This is a genomic window from Flavobacterium algoris (genome assembly GCF_048158525.1).
GTDB lineage: Bacteria > Bacteroidota > Bacteroidia > Flavobacteriales > Flavobacteriaceae > Flavobacterium > Flavobacterium algoris.
This window is the reverse complement of record NZ_JBLNKT010000040.1, coordinates 1-13,710: the sequence shown is the minus strand read 5'-3', so window position 1 is coordinate 13,710 and position 13,710 is coordinate 1. Positions and strand designations below refer to the sequence as shown.

Here is a 13,710-nt window from a genome sequence, read left to right as displayed (position 1 = left end):
TTTAAGAAAATAAAGATATAGCACATGGCCAGGCCTAGAGTTTTTAGGATAATCATATCTAATATATTTTCATCAATCTGTTTCTAATTCATACGTGTTCCCATCTTCATCAGTAGCTTCCATTCTTCCATAACCATTCCATTCTACATCAATATTTTTTTCGTTTCCTTTTTCGTCTTCAATTGTTCCAGTACCATATTTTCCATTCATGTCAACATTTCCATTGATTGAATTTCCATCATCGTCTGATCCATTTACATTGTAGTTGTATTCATAATCTCCAGAAGTGCCTGTCCTATGTTCATATTTGTAATCGGAATTAGTATGGTAATCTTCCTCAGTTGTAGAAAATCTTTGTGTGCTTTGTGTTTCGGCACTAATATTTGATGTTTCAGCACTTTTATTATTTTCTTTTTTATTGGAACAAGAAAATACAATCAAGGAAAATAATATAAAAAAAATGGATTTAATTAAGTTTTTACTATTCATGATTTTTGGGTTTATATTTATTCCTCGTTATTACAAACAAAATTGTAAATACCTGACATAACGGAACCTGGAACTATTCTGTTTTCATATATTGGAAAGTCATCATTACTAGTTACTTTACCATAACGATCATATACAATTCGTTCTTTAATATCATATTTTTTTTCGGAACAGTTTATTATGAAAAATGTCATAGAATGACCACCACCAGTTTTAATATATTTTCCTTTTTTTGTTTTAACCGTTTTTGTTGGGTTAGTTTTTTTTACCCAAATCTCTTTTGAGCTATCAGTAACCTTTTCAATTAATACGAAATAATCAGCACCATCAGTTCCTGAAGCTGCATATTAAAATTCTTCGTCAGATTGCGAAAAACATAGATTGAAGAATAATAAAAATGCTATTGTTGAAAATAATTTTGTTCTCATTTTTTATTTAATGGTTATTATTGCAATTATTGAGTTTTCAAAAGTAGTTTGTTGTTTTTTCATTCTTTTACGGGAAACCGTAAGCATCTGTTTTATTTTAAAAGAAAAAGAAATAGCGACTTGAAATAAGTTTATGTTAATCCTTAAAGTCATTTTTATTCACAGAATTTATTATCTATCATCTGTTCCTTCCATTTTCTGAAATTTCCAAAAAAAGTATATCTTTAGCCAACTAAAACCAAAACCCCAAAAACAAAAAATATGGAAGACGAAAAACCAGAAGATTTTAAAAGAGAATTAGGATTGCTCGATGGAACCATGCTTGTGGTGGGTTCTATGATAGGTTCGGGGATATTTATAGTAAGCTCGGATATGGTGCGCCAAGTTGGTTCTGCCGGTTGGCTCATTGCCATTTGGGTGCTTACCGCTTTGCTTACTATTGTTGCTGCAGTTAGTTATGGCGAGTTGAGTGCGATGTTTCCCAAAGCGGGTGGACAATATGTTTATATCAAAGAAGCCTACGGAAAATTGATAGGATTTTTATATGGTTGGAGTTTCTTTGCTGTGATACAAACGGGTACAATTGCAGCTGTGGGTGTGGCTTTTTCAAAATTTGCCGCCTATATTTATGCACCTTTGAGCGATGAAAATATTCTTTTTGAAATGGGTTATTTCAAGCTCAATGCTGCACAAATTGTTTCCATCATTACTATTATTTTGCTTACTTATATCAATAGTCGGGGGGTGAAAAATAGTAAAATTTTACAAACTGTTTTGACGGTTATCAAAATTTCATCACTATTGGGATTAATTATTTTTGGCTTCATTATAGGTGCCAAAGCTGAGATTTGGAATGCCAATTGGACTCATGCTTGGGATTCAAAAGCGTTAGATGTATCTAATGGTTCTTGGCTTCCAATTAGTGGCACGGCATTATTATCTGGATTTGTGGCTGCTTTTGTTGGGTCCCAATTTTCAAGTGTGGCTTGGGAAGGTGTTACTTTTATCGCTGAAGAAATTAAAAATCCCAAACGAAATGTAGGTTTAAGTCTTTTTCTGGGAACGTTAATCGTTGGGTTTATTTATACCATGGCTAACGTGATGTATATTGCTGTTCTTCCTTTGCAAGATATTGCAACAGCAAAATCTGATAGGGTTGCCGTTGTGGCATCACAGGTAATTTTTGGAGGTATGGGTACCTTAATCATTGCTGTGATGATTATGATTTCGACTTTTGCCTGCAATAATGGATTGATTATGGCTGGAGCAAGAGTTTATTATACGATGGCAAAAGACGGTGTTTTTTTTAAAAAAGCTGCAAATCTTAATAGTGCAAGTGTTCCGGAATGGGCATTATGGGCTCAGTGTATTTGGGCTTCGACTTTGTGTTTAACCGGAAAATATGGAGCGCTATTAGACTTTGTAGTTATTATTGTTTTGATATTTTACATACTTACCATTTACGGAATTTTTATTCTGCGCAAAAAAAGGCCTAATGCAGAGAGACCTTACAAAGCTTTTGGTTATCCATTTCTGCCAATGTTTTTTATTGTAATTTCTAGTATAATCTCTATTACATTATTGATTACAAAAACAAGTACCTGTGGTTGGGGCGTTTTTATAATGTTAATTGGAATTCCGGTGTATTATTTGACTAAACCGAAGAGTAGTGCTGAGTGAATTGTATTGAGTGTTCAGTCTCAGTTTGCAGATTTCATTTTAAGCTGAGTTCAGTTAACTTTTTTGCAGCGAATAGCCCGACCCGAAGTTTTTTACTGAGGGTTACGCCCAAAATACTTTAATTTATACTATAAAAACAGAAAACCCGTCTTGAGACAAGACGGGTTTTTCTAGTGTAGTAAGCACTTGTTTAATGTTAGATAACTGCGTTTTCTAACACTAACTCTTCATGAAAAGGGAGATTCCAAGCTTCGGCAACTCCTTTGTAAAGGATTTTTCCGTTGGCAATGTTCAATCCTTTTTTCAATTCTTCATTCTCGGCACACGCTTTTTGCCATCCTTTGTTGGCTAATTGCAACGCGTAAGGTAAAGTAGCATTGGTAAGCGCCAATGTAGAGGTATAAGGAACTGCACCTGGCATATTTGCCACGCAGTAATGTACGATATCGTCTATGATAAAAGTTGGGTTTTCGTGTGTGGTAGGCGTGCAGGTTTCAATACAACCTCCTTGATCCACTGCTACGTCAACTACTACCGTTCCCGGACTCATTAATTTCAGCATATCACGAGTGATTAAATGCGGTGCTTTGGCTCCTGGTATTAAAACAGCTCCAATTACTAAATCGGCAGTTGCAATTGCTTCACGGATGTTGTAATGATTGGAGATAATTGTTGTTACATTAGCTGGCATCACATCAGATAAATAACGCAAACGCGCTAAGCTTACATCCATAATGGTTACTTGAGCACCAAAACCTGCTGCCATTTTTGCTGCTTGTGTTCCTACGATTCCACCACCTAAAACTAATACTTTAGCAGGAGGAACTCCTGGAACGCCACCTAAAAGTATTCCTTTTCCTTTTAATGGTTTCTCTAAATATTTAGCACCTTCCTGAATTGACATACGACCCGCAACTTCTGACATTGGTACCAATAAAGGCAAGCTACGGTCTGCTTTTTCAACAGTTTCATAGGCTAAACATACTGCGCCACGCTCAATCATAGCATGCGTCAATGGTTCAGATGAGGCAAAGTGGAAATAGGTAAATAATAATTGGTCTTTTTTGATCAAAGGATATTCAGAAGCGATAGGCTCTTTTACTTTAATTATCATTTCAGCAATGCTGTAAACGTCTTCAATTGTTGGCAATAATTCCGCTCCAGCCTCAGCATATGCTTTGTCGCTAAAACCACTATTTTCACCAGCACTTGTTTGCACATAAACGATATGACCTTGTTTTTTGAATTCGGCTACACCTGCAGGAGTAAGTGCTACACGGTTTTCGTTATTTTTGATTTCTTTAGGAATTCCGATTATCATAGTTTTGTATTTAAATGTTTGAATTTAATTGCATTACAAATTTATATATAAAGAAAATATTATTGCTATATGGTATTAAATTAAGAAAATAATAGTTTTATTTAGTAATTTAGCATAAAATATTTCTGAATATTAGTTTTTTTATATTTCTAAAAAGAAAAAAAAACTGCTTTTGTACCTAAAAAAAGAATCGACAAATTATGATACTGGACGAAACTGACAAAAAAATCTTACGTCTTCTTCAGGAAGATGCACATTTGACCTTGAAAGATATTGCCAATCAAATCAACCTTTCGCTGACACCGGTTCATGACAGGGTAAAGCGTTTGGAAAAAGAAGGAATTATTGAAAAGTACGTTTCGATTTTGAATAAAAAGAAGTTGGGTAAAAACCTGACAGTGTATTGCCAGATTACACTCGTAAAGCAGACTTATGACATCTCAGAAGGATTCAATCAAGCGATACTGAATTTACCCGAAGTGGTGGAATGTAATTTTGTTTCAGGAAGTTTTGATTATATGTTGAAAATCGTATTGGCAGATATGGAAAGTTACCATCATTTTCATCAGAAAAAATTGTCTGTTTTACCGGAGGTTTCTTTGATTAATAGCTTTTTTATTATTTCGGAAGTAAAGAGCACCACTATTTTACCGATTTAACTCACTAAAAAAAATCATTAAATGGCAATATGATTTTAAACCATATAAGAAAATAAAGTTTATTTAAAAGGTTTGGATTAATAAGCATAATTCATTTGGATAAAAAAATCCGTCCCGATAAATCAGGACGGATTTTCTATTTAATTCAGGTTGGGTTGCTATTATCTAAAACTAAAAAAAAACTAAAAACTAAAAAAAGGCAACGCACAACCTGTAATCTAAATGCTAGTAATACGTAAAACGTCTTACTCTAGCAATGTATTTTGCTAATCGGATTACTTGGTGACTGTAACCATATTCGTTGTCATACCAAATGTATAAAACAATATTTTTCCCGTCATTAGAAACAATCGTTGCATTACTGTCATAAATTGATGGAGCCGAAGTACCTACAATATCGGATGAAACCAATTCGTTATTCAAGGAGTATTTGATTTGTTCTACCAATTCACCCTCTAAAGCATATTTTTTCATGATGGTATTAATTTCCTGAATCGAAGTTGTTCTGCTAACTTCAAGATTTAGAACCACTAATGAACCATTAGGAACCGGCACTCTGATGGCATTAGAAGTCAGTTTTCCTTCAAGTGATGGTAATGCTTTTGCAACAGCAATGCCTGCGCCAGTTTCGGTGATTACCATGTTTAGAGCAGCTGCTCTTCCGCGACGGTATTTTTTATGCATATTATCAACCAAATTTTGGTCGTTTGTATAGGCATGAATCGTTTCTAAATGTCCTTTTACAACGCCTAAAGTATCTTCAACGGCTTTCAAGATTGGTGTTATCGCATTCGTTGTACAGGATGCGGCCGAAAAAATGTTTATTTCATCTGGATTGTATTCGTTTTGGTTTACACCATGAACGATATTTGGGACTCCTTTTCCAGGAGCGGTGAGCAAGACTTTATCTACACCTTTTGAAACTAAATGTCTGCTTAGAGCTTCGTGATTTGTAAAAGCACCTGTATTATCAATGACCAAAGCATTGTTGATTCCGTAAAGTGTATAATCAATTTCTTCGGGCGCATTAGCCGTGATAATATGTACGGTTGTGCCATTAATTATCAAAGCATTATTTTTTGTATCAGCAACAACCGATCCTTGAAAATCGCCATGAATAGAATCATAACGCAATAGTGAAGCTCTTTTTTCCAGCGAAGTCGCATCGTTTTTATCTCGGGTTACAATGGCTCTCAATCGCAATTGGTTTCCTTTTCCTGTTTTCGAAAGTAATTCACGTGCCAGTAATCGTCCAATTCTACCAAAACCATATAAGACTACATCTTTAGGTTGAATTTCCTCAGAGTTTTTAGCATCTTTTAATTTGTCAATTACAAAATGCCTAGTGTCGGGATATTTTTCATCTTCCAAACGATATTCATAAGTAAGTTTACCAATATCCAGTTTTGAAGGTGGTAAATCCAATTCTAAAACAGCTCTGGCTATTTCAACTGAATCAAATACAGAAATTGGCTTTCCCACAAATTCACCTGCATAGTCATGCAAGTTGATGATTTCGCTTACGTTTTTGTCAATTAATTGATTTCTAAATAAAACCATTTCAATTGATTTGTCATACCATAAATCACTGATGATTTTGATCAATTCTACTCCTGCACGTCGTCTGTCGGCTTGAAAAGAAACTTCTTTTTCGTATGTAATGCTCATGTGAAAATTTGTAAAATAAATTAATGATTTTTTTAAATTTTGCGCAAAATTACCTATTTCAATCGATTTCGTAGCTTATTTTATGATTTATTTTTAAAATAAAAAAGCCATCTTGGTTTCTCAAGATGGCTTTTGGTTTTAAGATTAGAAGTGCTAGATGATAATTCGGATAGTTTCTCCGTTTTTATTTATCATTTCAATTCGGATGCTTTGACTTTCGTCTTTTTTGTCCAAAAGTTTAGAAACTGTTTCTATATCTGTTGCTTTTATGTTATCAATGCTCAAAATAATATTTCCTTTGAGTTCTTCTTCATATTGTTTCAGATTATCATTGGTAATGGATCTTATTCTTACCCCATAGTCCAGATGGAATTTCTTTTTGTCTGCAGCGTCTATGTTTTCCAATTCCAATCCTTTGAATTCAGTACTAAAAAATTCATTTTTGCTCAAAATTACGGGTATCATTCTATTTTTTCCATCTCTGATAATCGTTACCTGAACTTTATCATTAGGTCTTTTGGTATTTATATAGCCAGAAAGATCAGCATAAGTAGCTACATTTTGGTCGTCTAATTTTACAATAATATCTCCTTTTTCAAGCCCAGATTTTTCGGCCCCGGAATTTTTAGTTACCTTACTGATATAAAAACCTTGTGTTTGGGAAATTTTCAATTCTTTGGAAGCGATATCGTTTAATTCTCCACCCTCAACTCCAAGAATTCCTCTTTGCACATTACCAAATTCCATAAGGTCTTCGATTATTTTTCGGGCAATATTTGATGGAACCGCAAAAGAATAACCAACATAAGAACCCGTCATGGATGAAATCATCGTGTTGATACCAATTAATTCCCCGCGGGTATTTACCAATGCGCCACCACTATTTCCTGGATTTACCGCTGCATCTGTTTGTATGAAAGACTGAATGCCACTAGTGCCCAAATCTCTGGCTTTTGCCGAAACAATTCCTGCGGTTACCGTTGAGGTTAAGTTGTACGGATTTCCTACTGCCAAAACCCATTCGCCTATTTTCACCGAATCAGAATTAGCAAAAACAGTATACGGTAACTTTTCGTCAGCATCGATTTTTAATAAAGCAATGTCCATTTTAGAATCGGTTCCAATGAGTTTTGCTTTATAGGATTTTTTATTGTTCAAAGTGATTTCAATTTCCGAAGCGTCTTTTATCACGTGATTGTTAGTCACGATATAGCCATCTTCAGAAATAATTACGCCAGAACCCGTTCCCACTTGTTCTTGTTGCTGCTGTCCGCCGTAGCCATAAAAATATTCAAGCATTGGATTAATAACAGTTTTGCGAGAAACATTTTTTACGTGAACCACAGTATGAATGGTCTTTTCGGCAGCTTCGGTAAAATCAACATTCTCGGCTGATAATCCCACGCGTTTTCCATACGAATCAGAGGCGACAGTTGTGATTGCGTTTTTGTTATTCGAGAAATAGCCATCATTGTCAAATAAAAATTTGTAAGCCCCTAATGTTACGGCTCCACTCAGCAATGATATTAAAAACAGTGTTGAAAATCGTTTCATATTAGAATTCATTTTTAAATTATTTTAAAGTAAAAATAGCGTTAATTTATTTTTTTTAAAAACAGTTTAACGCTCTTTAACAATGATTAACATTTCATTAATAGTTCGTACTTTTGTATCTCTCAATTCAAAGAAAATGCAAATAGAATTTTATAAATACCAAGGAACAGGAAATGATTTCGTGATGATTGATAACCGTCAGGGGATTTTTCCAAAAGACAATATTGAACTCATTGCCCACTTATGCGACAGACGTTTTGGGATAGGAGGAGACGGGCTTATTTTATTAGAAAATGACACTGAGACCGATTTCAAAATGGTCTATTACAATTCAGATGGGAATCCAAGTTCCATGTGTGGGAACGGTGGAAGATGTTTAGTGGCTTTCGCCAAAAAGCTAAACGTTATTGACAATACTACTACTTTTATAGCGACAGATGGTTTGCATCATGCCTCAGTTGCCGACAATGGAATCGTTTCATTACAAATGATAGATGTCGAAGATGTGAAAATCACGCCGGAATATGTCTTTATGAATACGGGCTCTCCACATCACATACAATTAGTGGAAGATTTAGAGCACTATAATGTCAAAGAAAACGGAGCAAGCATTCGCTACGGTGAATTGTATGGAAAACAAGGAAGCAACATCAATTTTGTAAAAAAAATAGATGAAACTACTTTTTCGCTTCGTACCTATGAAAGAGGAGTAGAAGATGAAACATTGGCTTGCGGAACCGGAGCAACTGCAGTTGCCATCGCGATGAATGCATTAGGAGAAACAAAAGCGAACTCAATAGACTTGAATGTTGAAGGAGGGAAATTAGTTGTTTCTTTTGATAACAAGGATGGGCAGTTTACCAATGTTTTCTTGAAAGGACCAGCTGAATTTGTGTTTAAAGGGACTATTGAGATATAACTAAAATCCAACCTAATATCTAAATGATAACATTAAAAGGAGATAACATATACATCCGCGCACTTGAACCCAATGATTTGGAGTTTGTATACGCAATTGAAAATGACCAAAGTATTTGGGAAGTGAGTAATACACATACGCCTTACAGTCGGTTTTTGGTAAAGCAATATTTGGAGAATGCGCATCAGGATATTTATGAAGCGAAGCAATTGCGATTGGCCATTTGTCAGGATCAGGATTTTCCGGCTTTGGGATTAATCGATTTATTTGATTTTGATCCAAAGAATAATAGGGCGGGAGTTGGGATAGTAATTCAAGGCACTGAAAACCGCAAACAGAATATTGGTTCAGAAGCATTAGGACTATTAATTCGGTATGCTTTTCATCATCTGAACCTGCATCAATTATATGCAAATATTGGCACTGAAAATGTAGCAAGTATAGCTCTTTTTACTAAATTTGGTTTCCAAAATATAGGAATAAAAAAAGATTGGAATTTGGTTAACGGCGTTTACAAGGACGAAGCTATTTTTCAATTAATTAATCACACGAACGTCAGCGAACTGGCGTAGTAATTTTAAAAATAATTATTTTGAACTTAAAGAAAATCATAACAATCATATCTGTTGCATTAATATCAGTATTAATGGTTTACGGATTTATTTTGTTGGGCCAAATTTTTTCAGCGAATACAAAGTTTGCCGAAAAAGAACTCTATGTGTACATTCCAACAGATTCTAAATATGAAGATGTCAAAAAAATAATTGCTCCTTATATCGAAAATATGGACCGTTTTGAAACGGTTGCCAGCAAAAGAGATTATCCTGAAAATGTAAAACCAGGTCGCTTTTTATTCACCAAAGGAATGAATAGTTATGAATTGGTAAAAACGTTGCGATTAAATGTACCTGTAAATTTAGCTTTTAATAATCAGGAACGATTAGAAAATTTAGCAGGACGCGTAGGTTCTCAAATTGAAGCGGACAGTTTATCATTGCTGACTACATTTAGAGATTCTGTTTTTTTAAAAGAAAATGGATTTACCGAAGAAAATGTCTTGGCGATGTTTATTCCTAATACCTATGAAACGTATTGGAATACTTCGGCTGAAAAGTTCCGAGATAAAATGATTAAAGAATATAAAAATTTTTGGAATAAGGAACGTGTTGCCAAAGCCGCTAAACAAGGATTAACTCCAATTGAAGCAACTATTTTAGCTTCGATAGTGCACAAAGAATCTGTAAAAAAAGACGAAAGACCAAGAATTGCAGGAGTTTATTTGAATCGTTTAAGAGCTCAAATGCCACTTCAGGCCGATCCAACGGTTATTTACGCGATAAAAAAGAAGTCAAATGATTTTGATCAGGTTATCAAAAGAGTTTTTTATAATGACCTAACAATGAGTTCTCCTTATAATACGTATGTAAATATTGGTCTTCCTCCAGGACCTATCGCGATGCCCGATATTACTGCATTGGAAGCCGTTTTAAATCCGGAGAAAAATAACTTTATCTATTTCTGTGCGAGTGTGGAACGTTTTGGATACCATGAATTTGCTGCAACTTTAGAAGAACACAATAAAAACGCCAAAAAATATTCAGATTGGATAAACAGTCAAGGTGTAAAAAGATAGTTTTGAGATTTAAAAAACTACTTTTTTTATTGTTGATTTTGAATGGATATCAAACCTGTTTTTCGCAAAATACAATTGATACTTTCCTTACACCATCGGACTCTTTAAATAAAAAAAGACAAAATACCGTTGTGATTTCTGAAGCGGTATTGGCTTCAGGAATTTTGGTAGGCTTAAACCAACTTTGGTATGCCGATTACCCTAAGTCTGATTTTCATTTTATAAACGACAATTCCGAATGGCTTCAAATGGATAAATTGGGACATTCTTTTTCTTCGTATCATTTAGGCAGGCTTAGTGCCGAAATGTTACAATGGAGCGGAGCCAGTAAAAAAAGGCAACTTATTTACGGAGCAGGTTTAGGATTTGCTTTTTTGACGGCTGTTGAGGTTATGGATGGATATTCTTCTGAATGGGGTGCTTCATCAGGGGACATAATTGCAAATGCTTCTGGAACGGCTTTATATGTTTCACAAGAATTAATTTGGAAAGAACAACGTATAACTCCTAAATTTTCTTTTCATACCACTCAATATGCGACTCAAAGACCAGAGGTTTTAGGGAGTTCATTTACGGAACAAATTCTAAAAGATTATAACGGACAAACCTATTGGCTTTCGGTCAATTTACATTCCTTTGCCAAAGACTCAAAAATACCAAAATGGTTGAATCTGGCATTAGGTTATGGAGCCGATGGAATGATTACGGGAAATAGGGAAAATAACATGTCTTTTTTAAGTCAAAACCCGCAAAGATTTAGACAATTTTATCTCAGTTTAGACGTCGATTTGACTAAAATTAATACCAAATCACACTTTTTAAAGACTCTTTTTTCAGTTTTAAATACAATAAAAATACCGGCTCCAACGATTGAAATGGCGCACTTCAACGATGTTAAATTACACTTAATCTATTTTTAGTAAACTTTAACTTGTTGATTATCAGTATAATTATTTTTTACGTATATTTGCACGTAGAAATTTCTTAACGGGACAGCGTTTTGAAGAAAAACAATTTATGATAAAGAAATGGTATTTTTATACAGGTTTGACAATTATTATTGCCTTTTTAAGCTCGGGTTTTAAACCCTTTAATTTAGACACCAACTCTTGGTTTCTAATTCATGAAGAAGATGGATCACACTACTTATTTCCATCTGAAAAACAAGAAGATTACACCAATTTGAATATCCCTTTTACTGGAAATTTCTTTATTGGATTCAAAGAAGCTATTGGATACAGAGAATCTGAAAGCAAATACAAAAAAATTAATTCACTCGGTTATTTAGGTAAATATCAATTTGGTATTGAAACACTAAAAGCAATAGGTATCCATGATCGTTCCGCTTTTTTGAATAGCCCTGAAATGCAAGAAAAAGCTTTTATAGCTCTTTTGGCAAAAAACAAATGGGAATTAAAAAGAGAAATCGAAAAATATGAAGGGACCGTAATGAACGGAATTCATATAACGGAATCTGGAATATTGGCAGCTGCACATCTAGGTGGTGCAGGTTCAGTAAGGAAATATTTAAAAAACAATGGTAAAAGATATTTCCGGGATGCCTATGGAACTTCGATACGAAGCTACATGAAAGCCTTTGGAGGGTATGATACTTCGTTTATTGTTGCGGATAGTAATGCAAATATAAAAAACATATAAGAGCAGTTATTGCAAAAAAAATAGAGGTTTTTCTAAATTATTTTTAGATAGCCTCTTTTTTTGTGTTTTAAAATTGATTTATTTCATTTTTATAATTTCACCATCGGGACGAACTACTAATTTAACAGTTTCGTTGTCTTTTTTAATCTTAACGTTATACTGTTTTTTAGTAACATCACCTTCCCTTTGTGTATAGAGAAATTGATCATTTACAATTGTCCATCCGGGATAAGTTCTGTAAATAGAATAAATGACTTCACTAGGAAGTTTTACATTTTTATACTCTTCGACTACACGTACTAATTTACCTTTGTCATTATAGGTTGCTGACAAGGTTCCTTTTTTTGTACTCATAACCAAAAGATACTCTTCAGATCCTTCATAGTCTTTCCCGAGGTCATAGGCAATGAATTTTTCTTCAATTGTTCTAACAGTTTGATCAGGATTATTATCGGGAAGATATACTGAGAAATCTTTTCCTACTCTTTTAATTACAACTGGTGGTAATTCTATGACTTTTATCTTTCCTTGTTCAGCATCTTTTTTCTGGTCTTGAGAATAAGAGGGTGTGCATAAACCTAAAAATAACAAAATAATAATTAATGATTTCATGATATTTGGTTTTAAATTAATATTAAATAAGTTAAATTTTAATGAACAAATAAATGCTAAGATTTGCTATTTTATTTCTTTTTTAATTGTCGTAATTAATTATATATCAATATTTTAAATAAAAAAATATTTGTTTTTCTATCTGTTAAAATAAGTTGTCTAATGTAAAATTAGTTCATTTATTTAGCTCTTTAGGTTAATTTTTTCCATATGTTATGTTAAAATAAAGTCTGGTACAAAGCTTTTTTTTAGTAGGAATCTTTGTTACTAATTTGAATTAATAAATTGCATAAAAAAAACCTAACATATTGATGTTAGGGTTTTGCTTTGGTAGCGAGACCGAGATTTGAACTCGGGGACCTCAAGGTTATGAATTAATTTTCTTACGAAATTTAACCCCTTTTTTGCCTTTAAAAGGTATATTTTTTAAAAAAGTGTACGGTTTGGTGTACTATTTAGTGTACTGTTTTTGAAATTATTTTCTGGTGTTAAGTACTTCTTTTTTCAAAATTATCGCTCTGGTTTTTGATTTTATTTTCGGAGGTTAAATACAGTTTTAAAATTAAGATTTTGGGGACTAATCGTTTGTGTATTGTTTGAAATAAATAGAATTGTTAAATAGATAATATCATGAAATATCTTTCAAATCTATTTTGAAGGTATAACCTGACAATACTCAAAACCGGTTAAATAATGGTGGATTAAATTTTAAGCTATTTTTTTGAAGTAAATACATTTTTGAAGAGATAGTTTATTGCATCCTGCTTGATATAGGTAAACTCTTTTTTCTTTGTTTTGGATAGTATGGAGAATTTTGTGTCTTCTTTCCTTTTATATTCATTTACTAAAGCTATATGACGTTGCCTTTCCGATTCCGGAAGTGCAAGAAAAATGTCATATACCGTATTAGCAGTCATTAATTAGTTTTTTAACAAAAACAAAATCTGTGTTTTGGACATACTAACTTAGCGATCACAGAAAGTTAAGAAATAATCTTAATTTTAACCTATGAAACAAGTGCGCAAAATTTATGACAAAGCTTTGAAAGAAAAAGCCGTCCAATTGAGTTATGAGAGAACAAACATATC

14 protein-coding genes are annotated in these 13,710 nt (G+C 33.5%); 7 read left to right on the top strand and 7 right to left on the bottom strand.

Going from position 1 to position 13,710, the window contains the following annotated elements:
- Nucleotides 1–72: 72 nt before the first annotated feature.
- Both ACM55I_RS15265 and ACM55I_RS15260 read right to left on the bottom strand, forming a co-directional pair.
- The gene (locus tag ACM55I_RS15265) at nucleotides 73–489 is read right to left on the bottom strand and encodes a hypothetical protein (protein ID WP_416847700.1); all 417 of its coding nucleotides are present in this window, start codon (nucleotides 487–489) and stop codon (nucleotides 73–75) included.
- A gap of 17 nt (nucleotides 490–506) precedes the next feature.
- A complete protein-coding gene (locus tag ACM55I_RS15260) occupies nucleotides 507–683 on the bottom strand; it encodes a hypothetical protein (protein ID WP_416847699.1) in 177 nt (58 codons plus the stop codon).
- 495 nt (nucleotides 684–1,178) lie between these two features.
- Between ACM55I_RS15260 and ACM55I_RS15255 the strand changes: the two genes are divergently transcribed.
- Nucleotides 1,179–2,597, top strand: coding sequence for an APC family permease (locus ACM55I_RS15255; RefSeq protein ID WP_416847698.1), 1,419 nt, complete (start codon nucleotides 1,179–1,181; stop codon nucleotides 2,595–2,597).
- A 196-nt stretch (nucleotides 2,598–2,793) separates the two neighbouring features.
- Here ACM55I_RS15255 and ald read toward each other — a convergent pair whose 3' ends face one another.
- Nucleotides 2,794–3,918 carry an alanine dehydrogenase gene (ald, locus tag ACM55I_RS15250; protein WP_416847697.1) on the bottom strand — a complete coding sequence of 375 codons (1,125 nt, stop codon included), beginning with the start codon at nucleotides 3,916–3,918 and terminating at the stop codon, nucleotides 2,794–2,796.
- 200 nt (nucleotides 3,919–4,118) lie between these two features.
- Between ald and ACM55I_RS15245 the strand changes: the two genes are divergently transcribed.
- Nucleotides 4,119–4,577, top strand: coding sequence for an Lrp/AsnC family transcriptional regulator (locus ACM55I_RS15245; protein WP_416847696.1), 459 nt, complete (start codon nucleotides 4,119–4,121; stop codon nucleotides 4,575–4,577).
- A 225-nt stretch (nucleotides 4,578–4,802) separates the two neighbouring features.
- On the opposite strand, the gene ACM55I_RS15240 is transcribed toward ACM55I_RS15245, so the two are convergent.
- Entirely contained in the window at nucleotides 4,803–6,245 is a 1,443-nt protein-coding gene (locus ACM55I_RS15240; RefSeq protein ID WP_416847695.1) for a glyceraldehyde-3-phosphate dehydrogenase, read from the bottom strand.
- Between the two features lie 153 nt (nucleotides 6,246–6,398).
- On the bottom strand, nucleotides 6,399–7,799 hold the full coding sequence (locus ACM55I_RS15235) for a trypsin-like peptidase domain-containing protein (RefSeq protein WP_416847712.1): 1,401 nt from the start codon (nucleotides 7,797–7,799) through the stop codon (nucleotides 6,399–6,401).
- A gap of 136 nt (nucleotides 7,800–7,935) precedes the next feature.
- On the opposite strand from ACM55I_RS15235, the gene dapF reads away from it, so the two are divergent.
- The 5 genes from dapF to ACM55I_RS15210 all read left to right on the top strand — a co-directional run bounded on the left by dapF (nucleotide 7,936) and on the right by ACM55I_RS15210 (nucleotide 12,010).
- A complete protein-coding gene (dapF, locus tag ACM55I_RS15230; protein WP_416847694.1) occupies nucleotides 7,936–8,718 on the top strand; it encodes a diaminopimelate epimerase in 783 nt (260 codons plus the stop codon).
- 23 nt (nucleotides 8,719–8,741) lie between these two features.
- Entirely contained in the window at nucleotides 8,742–9,290 is a 549-nt protein-coding gene (locus tag ACM55I_RS15225) for a GNAT family N-acetyltransferase (protein ID WP_416847693.1), read from the top strand.
- Nucleotides 9,291–9,310: 20 nt separating this feature from the next.
- Nucleotides 9,311–10,351 carry an endolytic transglycosylase MltG gene (gene mltG, locus ACM55I_RS15220; protein ID WP_416847692.1) on the top strand — a complete coding sequence of 347 codons (1,041 nt, stop codon included), beginning with the start codon at nucleotides 9,311–9,313 and terminating at the stop codon, nucleotides 10,349–10,351.
- A gap of 2 nt (nucleotides 10,352–10,353) precedes the next feature.
- A complete protein-coding gene (locus ACM55I_RS15215) occupies nucleotides 10,354–11,271 on the top strand; it encodes a DUF2279 domain-containing protein (protein WP_416847691.1) in 918 nt (305 codons plus the stop codon).
- Nucleotides 11,272–11,368: 97 nt separating this feature from the next.
- Nucleotides 11,369–12,010, top strand: a complete 642-nt coding sequence (locus tag ACM55I_RS15210) for a peptidoglycan-binding protein LysM (RefSeq protein ID WP_416847690.1) — start codon at nucleotides 11,369–11,371, stop codon at nucleotides 12,008–12,010.
- 78 nt (nucleotides 12,011–12,088) lie between these two features.
- Here ACM55I_RS15210 and ACM55I_RS15205 read toward each other — a convergent pair whose 3' ends face one another.
- Together ACM55I_RS15205 and ACM55I_RS15200 are read right to left on the bottom strand one after the other, a co-directional pair.
- Entirely contained in the window at nucleotides 12,089–12,622 is a 534-nt protein-coding gene (locus ACM55I_RS15205; protein WP_416847689.1) for a hypothetical protein, read from the bottom strand.
- A 713-nt stretch (nucleotides 12,623–13,335) separates the two neighbouring features.
- A complete protein-coding gene (locus ACM55I_RS15200; RefSeq protein WP_416847688.1) occupies nucleotides 13,336–13,539 on the bottom strand; it encodes a hypothetical protein in 204 nt (67 codons plus the stop codon).
- Between the last annotated feature and the right edge of the window lie 171 nt (nucleotides 13,540–13,710).